This is a genomic window from Fructilactobacillus sp. YLN 2412 (genome assembly GCF_059488745.1).
The window spans coordinates 825,458-847,002 of record NZ_CM183165.1 but is presented as its reverse complement, the minus strand read 5'-3'; the positions used below and the strand labels follow the sequence as shown (position 1 = coordinate 847,002).

Below are 21,545 nucleotides of genomic sequence, written 5' to 3'. Positions count from 1 at the left end.
CATATGTTCTAAAGTGTGGTGTTTTTAATGGATGATGATTATCTTAAAGTTAATAGTTCACGAAAAATTCTTCATGTTGATATGGATGCCTTTTTTGCTTCAATTGAACAATTAAATCATCCAGAGTTTATTAATCAACCTTTAGTAATTGCAAAAGATCCGCGCACTACTGGAGGTCGTGGGGTTGTTACTACAGCTAACTATGTTGCTCGCCAATTTGGGATTCATTCAGCTATGCCTGCCAGCAAAGCTTTAGAATTATGTTCTGAAGCGGTGTTTAAAACTCCTGATTTTGAATTATATCGAGGCATTTCTGATCAAATTCATGAAATATTTCATGAATATACTGATAAAATTGAGACAGTAGCGTTGGATGAGGCTTACTTGGATATAACACAAAATAAGAAAAATATTGATGACCCAATGTTATTAGCTCATTTAATTCAAAGTGAAATATGGGAAAAAACCAAATTAACTTGTTCAACTGGGATTTCATATAATAAATTTTTGGCTAAAGAAGCTTCTGATTATCGAAAACCGGCTGGTATAACAGTTATTGATGCCGAAGATGCACATGAGTTTCTTATGAAATTAAAAATTGAAAAATATCGAGGAGTTGGAAAAAAGACAGTCAAAAAAATGCAGGACTTAAATATTAATGATGGTATTGATTTGTTTCAGATGTCAGAAATGTCATTAATTAAAAATTTTGGGAAATTTGGTTATGTTTTATATCGACGAGTTCGTGGGATTGATGATCGTCCAGTTGAATATCAAAGAGAAAGAAAATCAATTGGAAAAGAACGTACTTATATTCATGAATTAAAAAGTAACGAAGAGGTTGAAGAACAACTATTATTGATAGCTAAATTAGTTTATAAAACTGTTGTAAATCATCAAAAACATGGTAAAACATTGGTTTTAAAAGTTCGTTATAGTGATTTTTCAACTTTAACCAAACGAATCACTAGTGAAGATTTTATTGAAAATAATGCTATTTCATTATATGAAAAAGCAATGGATATCTTTGAATTAATGCCATCTGCAAGTCGAGGAATTCGTTTATTAGGTATTACTTTAACGAATCTTTCTGATATTGGATTCCAAAACGTTAATCTTCCTTTATATCCAAAACAAGTCTTTTAATGTATCGTAATAAAGGTTATACTAGAGTATTAAATGTTTTAATATAGGGGTAAAAATGAATACTAAACAAGAAATTTACGAAAAAATAAATCAATATGATACGATTATCATTCATAGACATCAGCATCCTGATCCAGATGCAATTGGTTCACAAATGGGATTAGCAGAAATTATTAAAGCAACTTTTCCAGATAAAAAAGTTTATTGTGTTGGCAAACAATATAAAGGTTTTGATTGGCTTGGTAAAACCGACGAAATTTCTGATGATGTATATAAGGATGCATTAGTGATTGCAGTTGATACAGCTAATCAGCCGCGAGTCGATGACAATCGGTATAATAAAGGTAAATTTTTGATTAAAATTGATCATCATCCTAATGACGATCAATTTGGCGATTTAATGTGGGTTAATACAGAAGCTTCTAGTGTTTCTGAAATGATTTATGATTTTTATGCAGCTAATGAAACTCTGAAAATGTGTGATAATGCTGCCAGATTATTGTATGCAGGAATTGTTGGTGATACGGGGAGATTTAAATATCCAGCAACTACCAGCCATACTTTTTTAGTTGCTAGTAACTTAGCTCAATATGATTTTTCAACGAATTTAATTGCTGAAAAAGAGGATGAAATCGACATTCCGCTTTCTCATCTAGCTGCCTATATCTATCAAAATATTCAAATTTCAGAAAGTGGTTCTGCATACGTTATTTTGACAAATAAACTTGTTGAAGAATTACATTTGGGTGATGACAGTACCTCAGCAATGGTTCCACTACCAGGAAATATTAAATCAGTTGTTGATTGGGCTATTTTTGTACAGCAAAAAGATGAAAGTTATCGAATTAGATTACGATCTAAAGGTCCATCAATTAATGAATTAGCTAAAAAACATGGTGGTGGAGGTCATCCGCTTGCAAGTGGTGCAGTTGCTAAAGATGATGCTGAAATAAAACAAGTTGTTAATCAACTTGACGAATTAACCAAAGAATATGTAAAGAAAAGGAAATAAATATGAGTGCTTCATTTAAAGATTATCATTTTCAACCATTTATTAACGATGCAATTAAAGATTTGGGTTTTGAACATCCCACGCCCATTCAATCCAAAGTTATTCCAACGATTAAACACGGTAAAAGTGTGATTGGGAAATCAGCCACAGGTAGTGGTAAAACTCATGCGTTTTTATTGCCACTTTTAGATCAACTTGATTCAAATAGTGAAAAAACACAGATTGTAATTACAACGCCAAGTCGAGAATTAGCCTATCAAATTTACGATAATGTAAAACAACTTGTTAGTTTTAGTCCTGAAACAATTCATGTGGCTAATTATGTTGGTGGAACTGATAAAGAACGACAAATTGAAAAATTAGAACGAGAACAACCTCAAATTGTAATTGGAACTCCAGGTCGAATTTTGGACTTAACAAAGGGTAATCATCTAGACATTAATACTGCAAATAAGTTAGTGATTGATGAAGCTGATATGACGCTTGATTTAGGCTTTTTAGACGTGGTTGATAAAATTGCCGCAGGAATGTCTAAAGAATTACAAATGATGGTTTTTTCTGCAACAATTCCACCAAAGTTAAAGCCATTTTTAAAGAAATATATGAAAAATCCTGTGTTAAATGATATTCCAACTTCATCAGTAATTAACCGAGATGTTGATAATTGGTTGATTTCAACTAAAGGTCAAGATAAAAATAGTTTAATTTACAAAATATTAACTATGGGAAATCCTTATTTGGTTTTGATTTTTGCTAACACGCGTGAGAGAGTTGACGAAATTCAAGAATACTTACAAATTCAAGGATTGAAAGTAGCCAAGATTCATGGTGGTATGCAACCACGTGTTAGAAAACGTGTTATGAAACAGATTCAAAATTTGGATTATCAATTTGTAGTAGCATCTGATTTGGCAGCTCGAGGAATTGATATTGAAGGAATTTCTCAGGTCATTAATGATGATATGCCGTCTGATCCAGAATATTTTGTTCATCGAGTTGGTCGAACAGGAAGAAATGGTATGCAAGGAACGGCCATTACTCTTTATGGTCCTGATGAAGATGATAAAGTGGCAGAATTAGAAAAAATGGGGATTAAATTTCAGCCCAAAGAAATTAAAAATGATGAAATCGTTGATTCTTATGATCGCAAACGTCGAGCTAATTATCGTGGTCATCATGATAAACTTGATGGTTCAACATTGGGAATGATTAATAAGAAAAAGAAAAATGTAAAACCTGGTTATAAAAAGAAGATCAAACGTGCAATTAAAATGAAGGATGAAAAAAAGCATAAAATTGAGCTTAGGAATCAAATTCGTTCTAAGAAGAAACAAAAGAAACGTAGTTCACAACGCTATCGTTGATTGACACGTTTGATAATTCTATATATAATTTTACTTGAGAGACATACTAATTATTTTTTTGAATACAGAAATGGTTGTTATGATGAGATTAACCAATCAAAAGCTATGAAAGTGCTCCTCTCAATGCTTAATACGGTTTCCCGCGATATAGGGACTAAAGAGGTAAACGACAAACATCGTTGCAAACAAAGTGGTACCGCGTCCCGGCGTCTTTGTTAGCAATGGTGTTTTTTATTTTATGGAGGATAATTATTATGAAACAGCTAACTAGTGGTCAAATCAGACAAATGTTTCTTGATTTTTTTCAGGAAAAGGGACATAAAATTGAACCAAGTGCTTCGTTAGTACCTAAAGATGATCCAACTTTGCTTTGGATTAATTCTGGAGTTGCAACAATGAAAAAATATTTTGATGGATCAGTTGCACCAGAAAATCCTCGAATGACAAGTTCTCAAAAGAGCATTCGAACTAATGATATTGAAAATGTTGGTAAAACTGCTCGTCATCAAACTTTATTTGAAATGTTAGGTAATTTTTCAGTTGGTGATTATTTCAAAAAAGAAGTTATTCCTTGGGCATTTGAATTATTAACTAGTCCTAAATGGTTTGGATGGGACAAAAATAAGCTTTATATTACTTATTATCCTGATGATAAAATTACTAAAGAACTGTGGGAAAAAGCGGGGATTGCTCCCGACCATTTAATTCCTGCTGAAGATAACTTTTGGGATATTGGTCAGGGACCATCCGGACCTGATTCGGAAGTTTTTTATGATCGAGGTGAAAAATATGATGATTTAGCTCCTGATGATCCAGAAAATTATCCTGGTGGTGAGAATGAACGATATCTAGAAGTTTGGAATATTGTATTTTCACAATTTAACCATACAGAAAAAGGAACTTATGAACCACTTCCACGGAAAAATATTGATACTGGAATGGGTTTAGAACGCGTAGTATCAATTTTCCAAGATGCACCAACAAATTTTGAAACTGATTTATTTTTGCCAATTATAAAGAAAACTGAAACTTTTAGTGATCAAAAAAAGTATGGAGCTAATGCTGAAGATGATGCTGAAGATGATGTTGCTTTTAAAGTGATTGCTGACCATATTAGAACTATCACTTTTGCTATTAGTGATGGAGCATTACCCTCTAATGAGGGACGTGGGTACGTGATTAGACGTTTATTGCGTCGAGCTACTGTTAATGGTCATCAATTAGGAATTAATAATGCCTTTCTTTATAAATTAGTTCCTGTGGTGGGAGAAATTATGCATTCTCATTATCCACAAGTTTTAGAGCAAAGTGATTATATTGCTAAGATTGTAAAAAATGAAGAAGATCGGTTTAATGCCACACTTAATGATGGGATTAAACTTTTAAATAACTTAATTGAAACAACTAAAAAAGCTAATAAAAAGTCTATTTCTGGAAAAGATGCCTTTAAATTATATGACACCTATGGTTTTCCACTTGAATTAACTGAGGAATATGCTCATGATCGTGGAATTGCTGTCAATGAAACTGAATTTGATAATGAAATGGAAAAACAACGTACCCGTGCTCGAAATGCTCGAGATACTAAAGGATCAATGAAAGTTCAAAGGGATTTGCTATTAGATATTGATACTCCTAGTGAATACGTGGGATACGATGAGTTGATTGTCGAGAAAGCAACTTTAAAAGATATTATTTTCAATGAAAAATTGGTTGATGGTATTGCTGCTTCAGATCACAAAGCTGAATTAATCTTTGATAAAACGCCTTTTTATGCAGAAATGGGTGGTCAAGTAGCTGATATTGGTAAGATTTATAATCAAAATGGAGAATTAGTAGCTGAAGTTGAGGATGTTCAACATGCACCAAATGGACAAAATTTGCATACTGTGAAAGTTACCGGTAATTTAAAAAAAGGGGATCAATATAAGTTAGTTGTTGATCGTGAATTTCATGCGGGAGTTGAAAGAAACCATACTGCTACTCATTTATTAGATCAATCCTTGCGTAATGTTTTAGGTGGACATACTCAGCAAGCTGGATCTTTGGTTAAACCAGGTTATTTACGGTTTGATTTTAATCATTTTGGGTCAGTTACCAAAGAAGACTTGAAAAAAGTAGAAGAGATGGTAAATGAACAAATATTTGCTGCCAAACCAGTTGAAACCATCGTGACTGACAAAGAATCAGGTAAAAAAATGGGAGCAATTGCTTTATTTGATGATAAATATGGTGATAAGGTTCGAGTTGTTAAAGCAGGTGACTTCTCAGTTGAATTTTGTGGCGGAGACCATGTTAAAAATACTAGTCAATTAGGATTATTTAAAATCATCTCAGAAACTGGTGTTGGTGCAGGTATTCGAAGAATTGAGGCAGTAACTGCTAAACCAGCATTTGATTATTTTGATGATGAAGAAAGAATGTTGAATAGTATTTCTAAGACAGTAAAGTCACCTTCTAATGATGAAACTCCTGGTCGTGTGAAAGAACTACAGGAACAAATCAAAAGGTTAGAGAGCAAACAAGAATCACTTGAAGCAAAATTAGCTAGTCAAGAAGCTAGTGACATGTTTGAAAATCCAGTTGAAATTAATGGAATTAGCATTATCACTGGGCACTTGAAAAATGCTAATATGAATCAACTTCGTGAGTTAGCTGATACTTGGCGTGACAAACATGCTTCTAATGTTTTAGTTTTAGGAACTGGAAGCGATGGGAAAGCTAATTTATTAGTTGCAATTGATGAAGAACATGTTAAAAAAGGGTTAAAAGCTGGTGATTTAGTTAAAGCAGTTGCAAAGGATATTCAAGGTGGTGGAGGAGGAAGACCAAATCTTGCTCAAGCAGGTGGCAAAAATCCCGCTGGAATTGATGATGCTTTAAAGAATGCTCAAGAGTGGTTAGCCCAAAGTAAATAGTTTCGTTTAAATTGACTATTCATATAGTATGCGATAGAAATAATGGTTGTTTTTAGCTTATAGCAATGATAGGATAAATAAATTGAAAATTATGGGATTAGACGTTGGTTCTAGAACGGTTGGTGTTGCAATTAGTGACGCACTAGGATGGACTGCACAGGGAATTGAAATAGTTAAAATTAATGAAGATGAAAAAGATTTTGGGTTAGATCGTATTGGGGAATTAATTCAGCAAAATGATGTGACTCAAGTTGTGATTGGTTTACCTAAAAACATGAATAATACATCTGGTCCTCGAGTGAAAGCTTCTAAACGATATGGTAAAATGGTTCGAGCTAAATTTCATGTTCCAGTTGTATTTGAAGATGAAAGATTAACTACTGTTGAAGCTGAACGAATGTTGATTGAAAAGGCCGATGTTTCACGTGCTAAACGTAAAAAAGTAATTGATAAAGTAGCTGCTGAATTAATTTTACAAGGCTATCTAGATCGTCAAAGTTCTAACAAATGAAGGAGGATCAAATATGAAAAATGAACCAGAACAAATTACATTAATTGATGAAAAAGGAAACGAAATTTTGTACAACGAATTATTTACATTTTCTTCCGATGACTTTGGTCGTTCATACATTTTAATGTATCCAGCTGCCGATGAAGGCAATGAAAGTATTAACATTGAGGCATATGCCTTACCTAAAGGTTCAGATCCAACTGCTCCCCAAGATGGAGATTTGGAACCAATTGAAGATGATGATGAGTGGGAAATGGTACAAGAAACACTTAACACATTTTTGGATCCAAATAGTAAAATTTAGTTTTTTATTTAAAATGCTGGAAGGTACCAACTTTTGTAAGTTGGCGCCTTTTTTGTTTATTCATGCTAAAATAAGAGTATATTGGAGGGATTTAAGTTGGATAATAAAAAACGATTTAAAACCATGATTGGTAAAAAAGATTATACATTTATTGGGACAGCATCGGATGAACATATGAGAGCAGTTTCTAAAATATTAAATGACGAGTTAAATAGTTTGAAAAATCAATCAGAAAACATTAATGATGAAGATGCAGCTATCTTGATTGCTTTTAATGCAATATCTAATCAATTAGATAAACAATTAGAACTGGATCAACTAAAAAACAAAATGAAAGACGAGGATTTTTAATTATGATTTTATCAATTTTAATTATCTTGATTTTAATCATTTCCATTGTTCATGGTTTTCATCGTGGATTCGTTCAAGAATTAGTTAATTTAGTTGGACTAGTTTTAGCATTTGTTGTTTCATTTATGTTTGCAGATTCTACGGCTACATTTTTAAGAACTATTTTTAATTTTTTAGTTACTAATAAGTCTTACGTAAATACTGATTTTTGGAAAGGAATTGGATTTTTATTAGTATTTGCTGTATCACTAACGATTTTGCATTATGTATCACGGATTTTGAATAAAATTGTTTCATTGCCAGTTATAAAACAATTCAACTCATTATTAGGAGCTGTCGTGGGTTTTATTATAAGTTTAGTGGTGATTACAATGTTATTAAATATTTTGATTATGTTGCACATTGATTGGTTTGCTAATCTTTATAGTGATTCAACGATTGCGCAATTTTTAGTAGGAATTTTTCCACAGATATTATTTCATTAGTAAGGTGTTTAGATGAATAAAAAAATATTAGATACATTAGAATATCAACAAATTAAACAGCAGCTTAATCAATATTTAGCTACAGAAAATGGTAAAAAAGAATTAATTAATTTAATTCCAAGTAATGATGAAAAAGAAGTTAATCAAAGGTTAGATGAAACAGATGATGGAGCTCATATTTATCGTTTGAACTATGTAATTCCAATTCCTAAACTAAAAGATATTTCAGGCTATATGAAGCGCTTATCAGTTGGGGCTAGTTTAAGTGGTAAAGAACTTGCTCAAATCAATGCAATTTTATTAGCTGTTTTAAGAATTAAACGTTTTTTTACTAATTTAGTTGATGAAAAAGTTGATTTAAAAGTTCTTTATACGCAAGTGGAATCTTTTGAAGATCTTCCTGACGTTACAAATCGATTAAAAACGGCAATTGATGAGAATGGTAAATTGTTAGATTCAGCTTCTAACTCGTTATTTTCAATAAGAAAGCAGATTACACGCTTACAAAATAGCATTCGAAGTAGGATGGAAAAATACATGCGCGGTAAGCAATCTAAATATTTAAGTGAAGCTGTTATCACAGTTCGAGATGAGCGTTATGTTATTCCTGTGAAAACAGAATATAAGCAGAAATTTGGTGGAATTGTCCATGATCAAAGTGCCACAGGCCAAACTTTATATATTGAACCAGGTAATGTAGTTGAATTAAATAATGATTTACGCAGGGAACAGATTAATGAGCGTGAGGAGACAAAACGAATTTTAGCAGAATTATCTGATCTTATTCGTCCTTTTCAAAATGAATTAATGAACAACGCCGTGCAATTAGGACATTTTGATTTAATTAATGCTAAAGCAAAGTATGCGGCATCAATTAAAGCGACAAGGCCATTAATTTCAACAACTAATCAAGTTAATTTGAAAAATGCCCGCCATCCTTTAATTGATCAAGAAAAAGTAGTTGGTAATACAATTGAAATTGGGTTTGATTATCGTCAAATAATTATTACCGGTCCAAATACTGGTGGTAAAACCATAACTATCAAAACTTTAGGGCTCTTACAATTAATGGCACAATCGGGTTTATTTGTGACAGCCGATGAAGGTAGCCAAGCTGGTTTATTTGATGATATTTTTGCAGATATAGGTGATGATCAGTCTATTGAACAAAATTTAAGTACTTTTTCTGGTCATATGGATAACATCATTGATATTTTGCATCATATCACTGCCAAAAGCTTAGTTTTGATTGATGAGTTAGGTGCTGGAACTGATCCTCATGAGGGTGCGGCATTAGCTATGTCAATTTTAGATGCAATTGGTCAATCTGATAGTGAAGTGCTGGCTACAACCCATTATCCAGAATTGAAGATTTATGGGTACAATCGTCCTGAAACTATTAATGCTTCCATGGAATTTGATGAAAAAAGTTTGCAACCAACTTACCGATTATTAATTGGAATTCCAGGTCAAAGTAATGCTTTAAACATTGCTAGTCGTTTAGGATTAGATGATGAAATAATTGCTGAAGCTCGTTCACTAACTGATAAAGATAGCCAAGATATCAATAATATGATAAAAAAATTAACAGCTCAAACTAAAGTCGCTGATGAAAGAGCTCGTAAATTGGAGATAGAATTAAATGATGCAACAGAATTACATGCCGAGCTAAGCGAAAAGTTTAACAAGTTCACTAATCAAAAAATGCAATTGATTAATAATGCTAAACGAGATGCTAATCAAATTGTGGCGCAAACAAAGCAAAAAGCAAATGAGATCATTGATGATTTGCATCAAAAACAAAAAGCTGCAAACGTAAATGTTAAAGAGCATGAATTAATTGCAGATAAAGGTAAATTAAATGCATTAGAGCAACAACCTGAAATTAAACATAATAAGGTTTTAAAGCGTATTAAAAAGAAACATGCCTTTAAAATCGGTGATGATGTAATGGTAAAAACGTATGGTCAAAGAGGAGTCTTACTTAAGAAACTCGATGGAAATAATTGGGAAGTTGAACTTGGAATTTTAAAAATGAAAATTTCAGAAAATGATATGGAAAAAATTGCTGATACTTCTCAAAAACAAAAAAGCCATCCAACAGTTAGACGAACTCGTTCCTCATCCATGTCACCAACTTTAGACCTTCGTGGGGTAAGATATGATGATGCTATGCAACGGTTGGATCGTTATATTGATTCAGCATTGTTGGCTGGTTACCCATCAGTCACTATTATTCACGGTAAAGGGACAGGGGCTTTACGTAAGGGAGTTACGAATTATTTAAAACAAAATCGTCAGGTAAAATCGTTTGGATTTTCTCCTGCTAACTCTGGTGGAGATGGATCAACCATTGCTAAATTTAAATAATCTGTGAGCGATTAAGTTGAAATTATTTGATTTACTGATTATACTTACAGATAGTAAGTGTATTTTAAAGGAGGAATTTAAGATGGTACATGAAATTACAGATGCAGATTTTGAAAAAGAAACAGAAAAAGGATTAGTCGTAATTGACTTTTGGGCTCCATGGTGTGGACCATGTAAGATGCAAAGTCCTGTAATTGAGGAGTTATCTGAAGAAGATAAAGATATTAAATTTTGCAAGTTAAACGTAGATGATAATCAAGCTACTGCTAGCAAATTTGGTATTATGAGTATTCCAACTTTATTAGTTAAAAAAGATGGTAAAGTTGTTGACCAAATCGTTGGATATCATCCTAAAGAACAATTACAAAAGTTATTGGCTGAATATGTAGCATAAAAAAAGAGCCTTTTTGAAAGGCTCTTTTTTATGCGCTAATTTTAATTGGTTGACATTCGGTCGGATCTTGAACTTGTTTAGAAGGATCTGAAATAACTGTAATTTCGACAGTTGATTTGAACTTGATATTATATTCTGCTTCTGTAGAAAAACCACTAAATTGCTGTTTAGTTTGTGCGAGAAACCCTGTTTCAAGCATGAAATCAGCATCTTGATTTAATTTTAGTCTTTTTTCTACTTTTTCACCAGAAAGTTTCCAAACCGTTTTTTGATTATCATTTTTTAATAACTCTAGGTTACCGAAATCACTTTGTTGAAAAAAAGTTGGAATATCATCTAATGATACTGGAAACTTAATTGCTAAATTTTTGCCAGCCCAATAAAGAATATCATGAATATCTTCACTGAGTATATCTGGTAGTAAATTATCTCTTAATAATTCAATTCCCCAAAAGTTTAAATCTTGGTTATTTTTGCAGAATTTTTCGTATTTATTAATTTCTTTTTTGCTCATAGATTCGTCTCCAATCAAAATTGCTTCGATGTTAATTTTAACATACTGATTTAACAAATGAGTTGGGATAGGGTAATTTATAGTATAATATCGTTATGTTAATTAGAAATAAGGAGGGAAAGTTATGAATTCAGCACCAGTTGCTTTCATGGATTCTGGAATTGGGGGATTAACTGTTTTAAAAGTTGCCTTAAAAGAATTACCCAAAGAAAATACGCTTTATCTAGGTGATGAGGCTCATCTTCCTTATGGCGAGAAAAATGCGGAACAAGTAATTGATTATGCAACTGAAATTGGACATTTTTTTGAAAAAAATCATGCAAAATTTATGATTATAGCATGTAATACTGCATCTGCTACGGCATTATCACGATTACAAACAGATCTTTCCATTCCCGTTATTGGAGTAATTGAGCCCGGAAGTAGGGCTGCGATTAAAGCCAGTAAAAATAAAAGAATTGGAATAATTGGAACCTCAGTAACAGTAAAAAGTCATGCTTATCGAGATGCAATTAAAAAGATGGATTCAAATGCAGAAGTAATTGAAGTTGCTTGCCCAACTTTTATACCTTTGGTTGAAAAAGGTGACTATAACTCTGAAAAATCAAAACAAATTATTAACGATGGATTAAAAAGTTTGAAAAATACTGGGATTGATACTTTAATATTAGGCTGTACTCATTTTCCAATTGTAGCTAATTTGATTCAAGCTGCTTTAGGCGATGAAGTAACTTTAATTAATCCTGGTTTTGAAACTGTGGAAACTGCTAAACAAATGTTGCAAAATCAATCATTACTAAATGATAAAACTAGTTCAAAAAATCAATTTTATACGACTAATGGAGTAACACACTTTGATGATGTTGCTTCTAAATGGCTTAATAGAAAGGTAAAGGCAGAATTAATTTTGCCTAATGAGTTAAAAAGTTATGAAGAGTAAAGAATTAGTGATTGCTTCAAAAAATCAAAATAAAATTAAAGAATTTAAAGAAATGTTGGAGCCGATGGGATTTCAAATTAAGTCAATTCAAGATTTTACTGATATCCCTGATATTAATGAAAACGGAAAATCTTTTGAAGAAAATGCAACTATTAAAGCTCAGGTAGTTTCAAAGGCACTAAATATTCCTGTATTAGCTGACGATTCTGGTTTAGTGGTTCCATCTATTAATGGGGAACCTGGAATTTATTCGGCTCGTTATGCTGGTGATCATGATGATCAAGCAAATAATGAAAAACTATTGAAACAATTATCACATTCTGATGATCGTAATGCCTATTTTCATACTTCGCTAGTATTAATGAAACCTGATGGAGAAAAATTACATGTAACGGGTATTATTTCTGGAGAAATTTTAAAGACGCCTAAGGGAAATAATGGGTTTGGTTATGATCCATTATTCTTTGTTGCTGAAAAAGGAAAAACACTTGCCGAAATGACTGATAGTGAAAAAAATGAAATTAGCCATCGTAGTCGTGCTTTAGCTAAGTTAACTGAAGTTATTAATGATTGGTGGTAAAAAATAAAATGCCCATTAAATGGGCATTTATTTTTTATTTAGATTTTGTTGTAGGAATTGAGGGCATTGATTCAGATGTTTCAGAAGTGTCAGTTGGAGATGGGGGTTCTGGAACCATTAAAGGTGCAAGTGGCAATGAAATACCTGCTTTTTTAATTGCATCAAGGTAAGCAGTTAAATATTCTGATTGAACAGCTGCTTCTGTACTGCTTTTAGAAGTAATGGCAACCTCAATGGCTAATGACCCATCATCTAAGTAAACAGTTCCAAAGATTAATGGTTCACCGATTACATTTGGATTTTTTCCAGCCTTTTCTTCGTTGACATCTGCCATAATATTTTCGATTTTTTGAATTGGTGCTTCGGGAGTGATACGAATGTCGACAATTGCCTGAATATTTCCTCTTGATAAATTAGAAATAGTAGTAATGCTTCGATTTGGAATGAAATTTAGTGTACCATTGCTACTTTTAATTTGGGTAGTTCTTAATCCAACTGCTACTACAATTCCATTGATATTATTAATAATTACATGATCACCAACATCAATTTGATGTTCAAATAAAATAAAAAATCCACTAACTATATCACTAACAAATCCTTGAGCACCAAGACCGATTGCCAAACTGAAAATTCCTGCTCCTGCAATTAATGTTCCAACTGGAATACCCATGATAGACAGAATTGAGTAAAAATAAAAAAAGATCACGATGTAATAATAAGCATTTTCTAATAAAGTATACATGGTTTTATTACGCCGTTTTGTGACATTAATTGAATTTCCGGTAAAGGTTTGCTCCTTTTTATTGTCTAGTTTTTTTTGATAATTTTTAAAAAAATGGGCAATTAATCTTTTACCAATTTTAGCAATAAAGAAAAATAAAATTGAAATCAAGATAATGTTGAAGATTTTGGTGGTTAAACCAACTAAAATTTGATCCCAATTAAAATTATTTAAATATTTATTGATAATATTGTTACTAGTATACTTAACTAGTTTGTTATCTGATAAATTTGACGCTAATAAGATAGGTATATTATTCATAATTTTCTCCATTAATTTATTTGTAGGTTTATTTTATCAAAATATTTAAATAAATTTAACACAAATCGTCAGATTGATTGTCTTAATTTGCTAATAATGATATTCTTAAGCTGATAGAAACCATTAGGAGGTATGCTCAATGACAATTGGGGGAATCGCAGCTATAATTGCTGCAATTGCATTTGTAGTATTAGTTATTTTTATAGGTGTCTTTTTAATGCATCTAGTTAAAGTTCTTGGTAGCGTAAATCAAAGCCTTGAAGAAATTACCAAAGATGTTAATGATTTAAGTCAGGAAACTGACAGTTTATTGAATAATGTCAATTCAAAATTAGATCAAGTAGATCCTGTATTTCAGGCTGCTGCTAATTTGGGTACAACTGTTTCTAATGTTACAGAAACAGCTAAAGTTACTAGTGATAGTATTAAAAGAAGGATGGATAGTTTAGCTAAGGTCTCATTTTTGGGTTCAGCGATGAATATAGTTTCAAATTTATTTTCAAAAAAAGATAAAAAGCAAAAAAATAATAAAAAAGAAAACAAAAAGAAATAGTTACTAACTAAGGAGAGTTAATTATGAGCTTTAAAAAGGGTTTATTATTAGGAAGTTTACTTGGAGGCGCTGCTGCATATGTTGCATATCGTTCACTTGATGAAGAACGTCAATATAGATTAAGAAATACTATTTTGGATGCAGCCGAGGATGCTAAAGATCGTGCAGTTGATTATGCATTTTATGCTGCTGATACTTTAGCAGATGCTAAAGATATGGTAAATGATAAAGTTGATGATTATAAGGGTTCAATTAGTGGAACTACTGAAAAGATCACTGATAAAATGAACGACTTAAAAGATGATTTGAGCCAATTACAAACTTACCTTAATTTAGTACCAGTTCCTAAAAATCATTTAGATGATGAAGAAAAGGAAACTGAAACGGATGACATTACGGTTGATATGGATGATGCATTTGCTCCTGAAAATGACAGTGACGATACTATTTATCCTTTACATGATGAACACCGCAAATAATTAATTAGTTGAGTATCCAAATTAAAGACTAATATCTAAATTGGTAGATATTAGTCTTTTTTGTTTGCTTCAGGGCTTGAATGAAAACGGTTTCTCTGCTATTCTTTAGGAGAATGAACTTGATTCGGGGAAGAGGAGTAGCTATGAAGAAAAAGCAAACAGTGACAATCTATGATGTTGCCCGGGAAGCTTCGGTTTCAATGGCGACTGTTTCGCGAGTTGTTAATCACAATCATAACGTTAAACCAGAAACTGAACAAAAAGTACTAAATGTAGTAAAAAAACTTAATTACAGACCCAATGATGTTGCACGCGGTCTAGCCAGTAAAAAGACAACTACAGTTGGAGTTATTATTCCCAATGTAACTAATTCTTATTTTGCTGCATTAGCTCGTGGAATTGATGATATTGCAGAAATGTATCAGTATAATATTATTTTGACTAATTCAGATGGTGATGAGAAAAAAGAAATTAAAGCACTTAACACTTTGTATTCAAAACAGGTTGACGGAATTATTTTTATGGGGAATGACATTAGTGATGAAGTCCGCGAAGAACTTAAAAATGTGCGTACACCGGTTGTCTTAGCTGGATCAGTTGATCCTAAAAATGAATTTCCAAGTGTTAATATTGATTATCGTAAAGCTGTCTACGCCCAATTTAATAAATTATTTGAAAATGGTAATGATCGAATTGCGTTTATTGCTGGAAATTTAAGTCGCTCAATTAATAAAGATTATCGAATTCGGGGGTATCAGGATGCTCTAAAAGATGCAGGGGTACCTTTTCGGAAGTCTTTATTGATTGAGGCAACCGATGTTAGTTATGAAAGTGGATATAAATTACAAGAACGTTTAATTAAATCAGGCGCTACAGCTGCAATTGTAAGTAACGATGATGTAGCAGCTGGAATTATGAATGCAATGGGTGATAACGGAATTAATGTTCCAGAACAATTTGAAGTTGCTACTAGTGATAACACTCAATTAACTGAAATGACTCGACCAACTATGTCGACAATCACACAGCCATTATATGATATTGGAGCAGTTTCAATGCGACTATTGACAAAGGTAATGGATAATGAAGAGATTGAAAATAATAATATTCTATTATCATTTGGCTTAAAAAAACGTGGATCTACTAAAAATTAGTAAATTTGATTAAGAACAGCTTTGTTGGTATAATTAAAAGTGTTAATTTCTGTTAGAGAGAGGAGTGCTGAATCATGTCAGGACATTCAAAATGGCATAATATTCAGGGTCGTAAAAACGCTCAAGATGCTAAAAGAGGTAAGATTTTCCAAAAAATTTCACGTAACTTATATCAAGTTGCTAAGGCTGGTGGAGTTGATCCATCTGGAAATCCTCAATTAAGACTTGAACTAGAAAAGGCACGTGCAGCTAATATGCCTAAGGATAATGTTCAACGTGCTTTAGATAAAGCTTCTGGTGTTGGTGGAGCTAAGTTTGAAGAAGTAACTTACGAAGGTTATGGACCTGGTGGAACTGCAGTTATGGTTTCAACGCTTACTGATAATAAAAATCGTACTGCTGCTGCTGTCCGTTCTGCTTTTTCTCATCATGGCGGTTCGTTAGGTACTAATGGATCAGTTTCATATATGTTTGATCGTAAAGGATATGTAGTTGTTTTACGTGATGAAACTGACGATGATGAAGACACCATGTTAATGGCTGCTCTTGATGCAGGTGCAGATGATATGAAAGCAACTGCTGATGAATATCAAATCTATACTGATCCTTCTAATTTGAGTACAGTTCGAGATGCATTGCAAGATGCTGGGTACAAGCTTGATAACTCAGAAGTTAGATTATTTCCTCAAAATACTACTGAAGTTCCAGCCGATAAAGTCGAACAATACTCTGGTTTAATTGATGAATTATCAGACAATGATGATGTTCAAGATGTTTATGAGGCTGCAGTAATTCCTGAAGATGCTAAATAATTAAATAGAATATTTTAAAAGACTCAATCTGAAAAAGATTGAGTCTTTTTTCGTATTTAATTATGAAGGATGTGAAGTTTTGGAAATTAGTGAACTATTTGATGAAATTATTGATTTAGCAATTCAAAAGAAAGCTTCCGATATTTATTTTTTACCCAAAAGTGATAATTATGAGATTAAAATTCATACTGCAAATGGCGTAATTCAATTATCAGAATTGTCATTTGAAACCGCACAACGAGTAATTACTTATTGTAAATATCGTAGTGGAATGGCAATTTCTGAAAAAAGAAGACCTCAGCTTGGAGCAATTATGTATAGTTATCAGGGGAAAAAGCTGCGTTTTAGACTATCATCCGTTGGTAATTTTAATCAACACGAATCATTGGTACTAAGAATTATTTATGATAATGAACAAAGTGGTTGTCAATTTTTTAATGAAAAGTGTGTTGAACAACTTTTAAATATTGCTAACAAACGAGGTTTAATGCTATTTTCGGGACCAACCGGATCTGGAAAAACAACAACTATTTATAAAATTGCTCGAACGCTACATGAAAATGAAGTGGTAATGGCGATTGAAGATCCAGTTGAAATTTGTGAAGATCGTTTTTTACAGTTAGAGGTAAATGATAAAGCAAATATGACTTATGCCAATTTATTAAAGGTTGGTCTGCGTCAACGTCCAGATGTTTTTATCATTGGTGAAATTAGAGATTCTCAAACGGCTAAGATAGCAGTTAGAGCTGCCTTGTCTGGTCACTTAGTATTTAGTACAGTTCATGCTAAAACACCCAAGGGAACCATTCAACGATTATTAGATTTAGGAGTTGATAAAACCCAGTTAAAAAGTGCGCTCACTTCAGTTTCATATCAAAGATTAATTCCAACTACTAGTAACAGTATAAAAGCTTTAATTACAATTTGTGATAATAATCCAGTTGATTTGAAAACAGATGACATGAATGATTGGAAGCAAAAATTAGAAGGTCTTTTCCAGAATGGGGAAATTATAAATGAAACAAAAAAGAAGTATTGGTACGGTTAAACATTCCAAAGTGACTTTAAAACAACAAGCATTTATTTTTGAATCACTTTCTGATTTGATTGCAATTGGATTTTCCGTGAAACAAGCATTGATGTTTATTGAAACAGTTTCGAAGAAAAACCGAGAGATTGTTCAATGTATTAAACAATCTTTAGTCAATGGATACTCTTTGCCTGTGGCAATGAAATTCTTTTTGTCAGATGCAATTTATCAACAATTAAAAATTGCTGATGAACATGGAGATATTGTACTAGGAATGAGAGAAATAAGTCGTTTTATTCAGTTACGTTTAAAACAACAACAAAGAATTCGGGAAGTAACTCTTTACCCTTCGTTTCTCTTTGGAATCTTATTTATAATTATTTTTGCAATTAAATTTTTTATTTTGCCACAAACTTCTGAGTTGATTAAACAAGATGATGGAAACAATTGGATTAACTATTTAGTTTTTGGATTAATTATCTTAATCATTCTAATTGGCCTATATCAATTTAATTTATTTCGTAGACAAAAAAAGATTGTTAAAGCAGAATTGTTGGTAAAAATTCCGTTATTTGGGAAAATATTTAGCAATTATTATGAATATTATCTTTCCAGTAATTTATCTTTGATGATAAAAAATGGTTTGGACATGAAGCAAATTGTGGCAGTATTTTTAGAATTTGAAAAAGAAACTTTACTTTATGAAATTGGTTTGGATATGCAAGAGGGACTTCAAAAAGGGGAAAATATTGATGTTATTTTCAAAAAATATAGTTTTGTTTCAAATGAAATGATTGTTTTTCTCTCAAATGGAAGTGTAAAAACAGAACTTTCAAAAAATTTAGATGCTTTAGGTAAGTTTTGTTTTCAAAATTTAATAAAGTCTTCAGGAGCAATTATTCAATTAATTCAACCACTTTCGTTCGCAATAATTGGATTGACGATTGTAATAACGTATTTGCAGATGCTGTTACCAATGTATGATTCAATGAAAGGAATTTATTAATGAAACGAAAAGGTTTTACTTTAATTGAGATGACAGTTGTACTATTTATAATTTCATTATTGATTCTGATAATAATTCCTAATTTGGGAACACAAAAAAAGCATGCAAATTCTGTACATGGTTCTGCAATGGTCTCCGTAATTCAGACACAAATTGATTCCTATCATGACGAAACAGGTGATAACAACATTTCTCTAAATAAATTAGTCACAAGTAATTATTTAACTGAAAAACAAGCAAAGCAGGCCAATGATGAAAAAATTATTATTCAAGATAATCAGGCATCACAAAAATAGACGTTACGGATTTACATTTTTAGAAAGTATTACTGTTCTTTGTGTTACTTCTGCAGTTTTATTATTATTGATATTTGGAATTCATATTTTTAATCAGTTTCAAATTAATGAAAAATTATTTTGGAGTACTTTTGATGAAACTTGGAATCGGTCTTTAGTTTTAGCGAAGAATGAAAATACTTCTATTAATGTTGCTTTTTATCCTAGTGATGAAGTAGTATTCACAAGTTTTAATCACGGCAAAAGATATCGAAAAACGGTGCAAATGCCACATGGATTGAGCGTAGTTAAAAGATATGAAATGAATATTAGTAATAAGGGCTATGTAAAACCGCAAACTGTGTACTGGGAATCTAGTAATACGAATGAACGTGTACTACAAAAATTTCAGTTAGGTTGGGGAACGTATCGTAATGAAAAAGAAAGTTTATAGCCGAATTGGTTTTTCACTTATAGATTCTCTAGTAGGTCTTTCATTCGTTTGTTTAGGGGTTTCAATGTATTTTGAAAGTAGCAGATGGATTAACTATCATGTTCATGAGAGTGAAAATAACTTAATTAGAGCTAGGAAAATATATGAAAGTAAGTATATGTCAAATTTTAAAGAATAAAAGAAATGGTTTTTCATTAGTAGAAACCATTTTTTCATTAATAATTATTTCAGTTGCCTTTAGTTTGATTAGTTTTACATTTTGGCAAATTAGAAAAGATAATCAACAACGGAATCAAATAGAACAATTTTATCAGTATTTAGATATTCTAGAGTCGGATAATTTTCAGTTTACAGTAGTTAAATGTGAAAATAATAAGGTTGAATTACATAGTTTGAAAGAGCATAAAAATTATAACTTGAGACAATATAAAAATGTGATTAAATTAAGTGGTGAAAATGGTGGTTATATGCCACTAATAATGAATATTAACTCAGCACAGTGGTATTTAAAAAATCATGAGCTTTTTTCAAAAGTAATGATAGGAGAAAAACAAATTGAAGCAAAAATTAAAATTCCAGAGCAACGGTAGTTTAACTATAATTGCTATCATTTTTTTAACCATTATTTCTGTTGTTGTAGTCTATCGTTTACAAATGGCTAATATGAATATTCAGAGTAACGAAAATAGAATTCAACATTATCAAAAGTTGAAGGAATAAAAATAATTATAAACTGTCCATCTTGAAATAGGTGCTTACATTAGGTACTATATTCATAGGTAGATACTACCAAGGGAGTTGATTATTTTGACTGAGGAAAACACAACTGCTTTATTTCAAGTTTTTGATCAGTCAACTAAAGTTCTTATGCAGGCATTAGAACTTTCATATTTGGATGCATTTATTGAAACTGCTGATAATATGATTGATAATAATACTGTCCGTGTTGAAGATGGTGTTCCTAATGAAAAAGTTGTTAAAGAACTAGTTGATTTATATAAAACGGTTGATTATAAAAAAATGGATGCTCCTTCAATTCGTCGAGCAATTCAAATGGTAATGATAAAAGCAATTAAGGTTGACAATATTCAATCTACACATCAGATCACTCCGGATACAATTGCATACATAATGGGTTATTTGATTATTAGATTGTATAAAAATAAGACCAAGGTTAGCATTCTTGATCCAGTAGTTGGTTCTGGAAACTTATTAACTGTTGTTATGAATCAGCTTCATGATGAAGTTCATGAAGAAGTAAAAGGTTACGGTGTAGATAATGACGATTCAATGATTTCTATTGCAAGCATTAGTGCACAAATGCAAGGATTAGATATTGAATTAATCCACCAAGATAGTGTTGGTGATGAAATTATGATTCCAAATGTTGATTTAGTAGTAGCTGATTTGCCCATTGGATATTATCCAATTGATGAAAATACTAAAAAATACAAAACTCAAGCCAAAAATGGACATTCTTATGTTCATCACTTACTTTTAGAACAATCAGTTAGTTATTTAAAAGATGGTGAATTTGGAATATTTTTGGTTCCAAGCAATTTATTCCAAACTCCTGAAGCTAAAGGTCTTTTATCTTGGATGCAAGATAATGTATATTTACAAGGAATTTTAAATTTGCCCAAGGAATTATTTTTAAATGATAGTGCACAAAAAGCAATTATGATTTTGCAAAAACGTGGAAACGAAGCTAAACAGGCTGATAAAGTTATGTTGGGTGAATTTCCGTCTTTTAAAGATGAGACAGCATTTCAAAAATTCATGGCTGAAATTGTTGATTGGGAAGAAAATGATTTATTAAAAAGATGATTTAATAAATAAGGAGAGTTA

At 31.7% G+C, this 21,545-nt stretch carries 24 protein-coding genes; 22 read left to right on the top strand and 2 right to left on the bottom strand.

The window, feature by feature from the left end; translation table 11 throughout:
- Positions 1-27 precede the first annotated feature (27 nt).
- The 10 genes from dinB to trxA all read left to right on the top strand — a co-directional run bounded on the left by dinB (position 28) and on the right by trxA (position 10,855).
- Positions 28-1,146, top strand: coding sequence for a DNA polymerase IV (dinB, locus tag AC0GLR_RS04220; protein ID WP_495604229.1), 1,119 nt, complete (start codon positions 28-30; stop codon positions 1,144-1,146).
- 55 nt (positions 1,147-1,201) lie between these two features.
- Positions 1,202-2,158 carry a DHH family phosphoesterase gene (locus AC0GLR_RS04215; protein WP_495604228.1) on the top strand — a complete coding sequence of 319 codons (957 nt, stop codon included), beginning with the start codon at positions 1,202-1,204 and terminating at the stop codon, positions 2,156-2,158.
- Positions 2,159-2,160: 2 nt separating this feature from the next.
- Positions 2,161-3,522, top strand: a complete 1,362-nt coding sequence (locus tag AC0GLR_RS04210; protein ID WP_495604227.1) for a DEAD/DEAH box helicase — start codon at positions 2,161-2,163, stop codon at positions 3,520-3,522.
- 254 nt (positions 3,523-3,776) lie between these two features.
- Entirely contained in the window at positions 3,777-6,440 is a 2,664-nt protein-coding gene (gene alaS / locus AC0GLR_RS04205) for an alanine--tRNA ligase (RefSeq protein WP_495604226.1), read from the top strand.
- A gap of 82 nt (positions 6,441-6,522) precedes the next feature.
- Positions 6,523-6,951: a Holliday junction resolvase RuvX gene (gene ruvX / locus AC0GLR_RS04200; protein ID WP_495604225.1), complete on the top strand. Its 429-nt coding sequence runs from the start codon at positions 6,523-6,525 to the stop codon at positions 6,949-6,951.
- Between the two features lie 13 nt (positions 6,952-6,964).
- Positions 6,965-7,255 (top strand): DUF1292 domain-containing protein, encoded by a 291-nt coding sequence (locus tag AC0GLR_RS04195; protein WP_495604224.1) that lies wholly within the window; start codon positions 6,965-6,967, stop codon positions 7,253-7,255.
- A 96-nt stretch (positions 7,256-7,351) separates the two neighbouring features.
- On the top strand, positions 7,352-7,606 hold the full coding sequence (gene zapA / locus AC0GLR_RS04190; protein WP_495604223.1) for a cell division protein ZapA: 255 nt from the start codon (positions 7,352-7,354) through the stop codon (positions 7,604-7,606).
- A 2-nt stretch (positions 7,607-7,608) separates the two neighbouring features.
- The gene (locus AC0GLR_RS04185) at positions 7,609-8,091 is read left to right on the top strand and encodes a CvpA family protein (RefSeq protein ID WP_495604222.1); all 483 of its coding nucleotides are present in this window, start codon (positions 7,609-7,611) and stop codon (positions 8,089-8,091) included.
- A 12-nt stretch (positions 8,092-8,103) separates the two neighbouring features.
- Complete coding sequence (locus AC0GLR_RS04180; protein WP_495604221.1) at positions 8,104-10,461, top strand: endonuclease MutS2; 2,358 nt, start codon at positions 8,104-8,106, stop codon at positions 10,459-10,461.
- Positions 10,462-10,543: 82 nt separating this feature from the next.
- The gene (gene trxA / locus AC0GLR_RS04175) at positions 10,544-10,855 is read left to right on the top strand and encodes a thioredoxin (RefSeq protein WP_495604220.1); all 312 of its coding nucleotides are present in this window, start codon (positions 10,544-10,546) and stop codon (positions 10,853-10,855) included.
- Between the two features lie 28 nt (positions 10,856-10,883).
- Here the strand turns inward: trxA and AC0GLR_RS04170 are convergent, their stop codons facing one another.
- The gene (locus tag AC0GLR_RS04170; protein WP_495604219.1) at positions 10,884-11,369 is read right to left on the bottom strand and encodes a YslB family protein; all 486 of its coding nucleotides are present in this window, start codon (positions 11,367-11,369) and stop codon (positions 10,884-10,886) included.
- A gap of 124 nt (positions 11,370-11,493) precedes the next feature.
- Between AC0GLR_RS04170 and murI the strand changes: the two genes are divergently transcribed.
- Both murI and AC0GLR_RS04160 read left to right on the top strand, forming a co-directional pair.
- The gene (gene murI / locus AC0GLR_RS04165; RefSeq protein WP_495604218.1) at positions 11,494-12,309 is read left to right on the top strand and encodes a glutamate racemase; all 816 of its coding nucleotides are present in this window, start codon (positions 11,494-11,496) and stop codon (positions 12,307-12,309) included.
- Positions 12,299-12,889, top strand: a complete 591-nt coding sequence (locus tag AC0GLR_RS04160) for an XTP/dITP diphosphatase (protein WP_495604217.1) — start codon at positions 12,299-12,301, stop codon at positions 12,887-12,889. Before murI ends, AC0GLR_RS04160 begins: the two co-directional genes overlap by 11 nt.
- A 34-nt stretch (positions 12,890-12,923) precedes the next feature.
- Here the strand turns inward: AC0GLR_RS04160 and AC0GLR_RS04155 are convergent, their stop codons facing one another.
- Positions 12,924-13,934 (bottom strand): mechanosensitive ion channel family protein, encoded by a 1,011-nt coding sequence (locus AC0GLR_RS04155; protein ID WP_495604216.1) that lies wholly within the window; start codon positions 13,932-13,934, stop codon positions 12,924-12,926.
- 139 nt (positions 13,935-14,073) lie between these two features.
- Between AC0GLR_RS04155 and AC0GLR_RS04150 the strand changes: the two genes are divergently transcribed.
- From AC0GLR_RS04150 to AC0GLR_RS04105, 10 genes are all read left to right on the top strand, one after another.
- On the top strand, positions 14,074-14,487 hold the full coding sequence (locus AC0GLR_RS04150) for a DUF948 domain-containing protein (RefSeq protein WP_495604215.1): 414 nt from the start codon (positions 14,074-14,076) through the stop codon (positions 14,485-14,487).
- Between the two features lie 23 nt (positions 14,488-14,510).
- Complete coding sequence (locus tag AC0GLR_RS04145; protein WP_495604214.1) at positions 14,511-14,966, top strand: hypothetical protein; 456 nt, start codon at positions 14,511-14,513, stop codon at positions 14,964-14,966.
- 143 nt (positions 14,967-15,109) lie between these two features.
- Positions 15,110-16,120 (top strand): catabolite control protein A, encoded by a 1,011-nt coding sequence (gene ccpA, locus AC0GLR_RS04140; protein WP_495605417.1) that lies wholly within the window; start codon positions 15,110-15,112, stop codon positions 16,118-16,120.
- A 74-nt stretch (positions 16,121-16,194) separates the two neighbouring features.
- On the top strand, positions 16,195-16,932 hold the full coding sequence (locus AC0GLR_RS04135) for a YebC/PmpR family DNA-binding transcriptional regulator (protein ID WP_495604213.1): 738 nt from the start codon (positions 16,195-16,197) through the stop codon (positions 16,930-16,932).
- 79 nt (positions 16,933-17,011) lie between these two features.
- Entirely contained in the window at positions 17,012-17,980 is a 969-nt protein-coding gene (comGA, locus tag AC0GLR_RS04130) for a competence type IV pilus ATPase ComGA (protein WP_495604212.1), read from the top strand.
- Positions 17,949-18,968: a type II secretion system F family protein gene (locus AC0GLR_RS04125; RefSeq protein ID WP_495604211.1), complete on the top strand. Its 1,020-nt coding sequence runs from the start codon at positions 17,949-17,951 to the stop codon at positions 18,966-18,968. The genes comGA and AC0GLR_RS04125 overlap by 32 nt, the downstream gene beginning before the upstream one ends.
- The gene (gene comGC, locus AC0GLR_RS04120) at positions 18,968-19,264 is read left to right on the top strand and encodes a competence type IV pilus major pilin ComGC (protein ID WP_495604210.1); all 297 of its coding nucleotides are present in this window, start codon (positions 18,968-18,970) and stop codon (positions 19,262-19,264) included. The genes AC0GLR_RS04125 and comGC overlap by 1 nt, the downstream gene beginning before the upstream one ends.
- Positions 19,221-19,697: a hypothetical protein gene (locus AC0GLR_RS04115; RefSeq protein WP_495604209.1), complete on the top strand. Its 477-nt coding sequence runs from the start codon at positions 19,221-19,223 to the stop codon at positions 19,695-19,697. The genes comGC and AC0GLR_RS04115 overlap by 44 nt, the downstream gene beginning before the upstream one ends.
- A 143-nt stretch (positions 19,698-19,840) precedes the next feature.
- Positions 19,841-20,287, top strand: coding sequence for a competence type IV pilus minor pilin ComGF (locus AC0GLR_RS04110; RefSeq protein ID WP_495604208.1), 447 nt, complete (start codon positions 19,841-19,843; stop codon positions 20,285-20,287).
- Between the two features lie 217 nt (positions 20,288-20,504).
- Positions 20,505-21,524, top strand: coding sequence for a class I SAM-dependent methyltransferase (locus tag AC0GLR_RS04105; protein WP_495604207.1), 1,020 nt, complete (start codon positions 20,505-20,507; stop codon positions 21,522-21,524).
- The last annotated feature ends 21 nt before the right edge of the window (positions 21,525-21,545 follow it).

Bases quoted from the DNA above. Each gene is read 5' to 3' on its own strand.
- murI (WP_495604218.1), top strand. From the start codon at position 11,494: ATGAATTCAGCACCAGTTGCTTTCATGGATTCTGGAATTGGGGGATTA.
- dinB (WP_495604229.1), top strand. From the start codon at position 28: ATGGATGATGATTATCTTAAAGTTAATAGTTCACGAAAAATTCTTCAT.
- AC0GLR_RS04115 (WP_495604209.1), top strand. From the start codon at position 19,221: ATGAAAAAATTATTATTCAAGATAATCAGGCATCACAAAAATAGACGT.
- AC0GLR_RS04160 (WP_495604217.1), top strand. From the start codon at position 12,299: ATGAAGAGTAAAGAATTAGTGATTGCTTCAAAAAATCAAAATAAAATT.
- AC0GLR_RS04195 (WP_495604224.1), top strand. From the start codon at position 6,965: ATGAAAAATGAACCAGAACAAATTACATTAATTGATGAAAAAGGAAAC.
- AC0GLR_RS04185 (WP_495604222.1), top strand. From the start codon at position 7,609: ATGATTTTATCAATTTTAATTATCTTGATTTTAATCATTTCCATTGTT.
- AC0GLR_RS04170 (WP_495604219.1), bottom strand. From the start codon at position 11,369: ATGAGCAAAAAAGAAATTAATAAATACGAAAAATTCTGCAAAAATAAC.
- AC0GLR_RS04145 (WP_495604214.1), top strand. From the start codon at position 14,511: ATGAGCTTTAAAAAGGGTTTATTATTAGGAAGTTTACTTGGAGGCGCT.
- AC0GLR_RS04215 (WP_495604228.1), top strand. From the start codon at position 1,202: ATGAATACTAAACAAGAAATTTACGAAAAAATAAATCAATATGATACG.
- alaS (WP_495604226.1), top strand. From the start codon at position 3,777: ATGAAACAGCTAACTAGTGGTCAAATCAGACAAATGTTTCTTGATTTT.
- AC0GLR_RS04150 (WP_495604215.1), top strand. From the start codon at position 14,074: ATGACAATTGGGGGAATCGCAGCTATAATTGCTGCAATTGCATTTGTA.
- AC0GLR_RS04180 (WP_495604221.1), top strand. From the start codon at position 8,104: ATGAATAAAAAAATATTAGATACATTAGAATATCAACAAATTAAACAG.
- comGC (WP_495604210.1), top strand. From the start codon at position 18,968: ATGAAACGAAAAGGTTTTACTTTAATTGAGATGACAGTTGTACTATTT.
- ccpA (WP_495605417.1), top strand. From the start codon at position 15,110: ATGAAGAAAAAGCAAACAGTGACAATCTATGATGTTGCCCGGGAAGCT.
- AC0GLR_RS04110 (WP_495604208.1), top strand. From the start codon at position 19,841: ATGAAAGTAAGTATATGTCAAATTTTAAAGAATAAAAGAAATGGTTTT.
- AC0GLR_RS04155 (WP_495604216.1), bottom strand. From the start codon at position 13,934: ATGAATAATATACCTATCTTATTAGCGTCAAATTTATCAGATAACAAA.
- trxA (WP_495604220.1), top strand. From the start codon at position 10,544: ATGGTACATGAAATTACAGATGCAGATTTTGAAAAAGAAACAGAAAAA.
- AC0GLR_RS04210 (WP_495604227.1), top strand. From the start codon at position 2,161: ATGAGTGCTTCATTTAAAGATTATCATTTTCAACCATTTATTAACGAT.
- AC0GLR_RS04135 (WP_495604213.1), top strand. From the start codon at position 16,195: ATGTCAGGACATTCAAAATGGCATAATATTCAGGGTCGTAAAAACGCT.
- AC0GLR_RS04125 (WP_495604211.1), top strand. From the start codon at position 17,949: ATGAAACAAAAAAGAAGTATTGGTACGGTTAAACATTCCAAAGTGACT.